The sequence below is a fragment of the Pseudomonas sp. M47T1 genome (assembly GCF_000263855.1).
Classification (GTDB): Bacteria; Pseudomonadota; Gammaproteobacteria; order Pseudomonadales; family Pseudomonadaceae; genus Aquipseudomonas.
This window is the reverse complement of the sequence record NZ_AJWX01000065.1, coordinates 1-847: the sequence shown is the minus strand read 5'-3', so window position 1 is coordinate 847 and position 847 is coordinate 1. Positions and strand designations below refer to the sequence as shown.

General features: G+C 45.2%; 1 protein-coding gene and 1 pseudogene. Both read left to right on the top strand.

The window, feature by feature from the left end; genetic code table 11:
- Positions 1–400 (top strand): annotated as a pseudogene (locus PMM47T1_RS29475) (hypothetical protein); the annotation flags it as partial.
- 8 nt (positions 401–408) lie between these two features.
- Complete coding sequence (locus PMM47T1_RS29470) at positions 409–756, top strand: immunity 8 family protein (protein ID WP_081492744.1); 348 nt, start codon at positions 409–411, stop codon at positions 754–756.
- Positions 757–847 lie beyond the last annotated feature (91 nt).

The window sequence follows — 847 nt, the reverse complement described above, 5'->3', positions numbered from 1 at the left end:
GGCAGCTGCTAGCTCCGGCGCTGAAAATGCGGCCTTGTATCCGAAGCTGAAGGATCAACTGATACAAGAAAACTTGAGCAATATTGCGGCCCAGGACTCAAGATTAGCTGCTGCTGTGAACGGTAGTGGAACGAAAAATCCGAACTTCTCTATAGGTCAAGGTACATCTTCCGAAGCTAATCAGTTGGGTAAAGCCTGGGTTGGAGATGGTGCGACAAAAACAAGTGATGGGCTTGGTTTGATTAGCGCAGACGGTACTCGCATATATAGGCCACCAACACCTAAAGATTCATCTTTTGCAACGACAGGCGTGCAGGCCAATTTTGAAACGTACAACATCAACCCTGTAACAGGTCAGCGCGTAAAAGTAAGTAATGGCCATCTGAATGTGGCTGATTAGGAGGAATGATGCGTGCTGTTATAAAAGGTATTTCTAATAATGTTTTTGATGTTGAGACTTACTGCCCTGAGAGCGTAGACAATTTTTCTTTGAGTCTTCGTATTCGAATTGGGCTTGATTGCACGCAAGGGGCAGATGATTTTGAGCTTTTCATCTGCACTCCAAAGTGGCTAGAAGAGACAGCATGGGAGGCTCGTTGGGGGAGAGGCCTATTAATTGTTCGAGAATATAATTTTTCGACTATTAATGGGTTGATTCATGATTATGTGAGCGGCTGCGAGGGAGACAGCTGGGAAACTATCGTGATACAGCTAGGAAAGGTATTTTCCTGGGAATTTGATGATTACCAAGCCTAGTCAATAGGGGTATTTATTTAACACCGGCCATGCGCCGGTGTTGTTTTATCTGCTTACTGCAAAACCTCCCGTCCTTCACTGCTCGCTTTAG

Bases quoted from the DNA above. Each gene is read 5' to 3' on its own strand.
- PMM47T1_RS29470 (WP_081492744.1), top strand. From the start codon at position 409: ATGCGTGCTGTTATAAAAGGTATTTCTAATAATGTTTTTGATGTTGAG.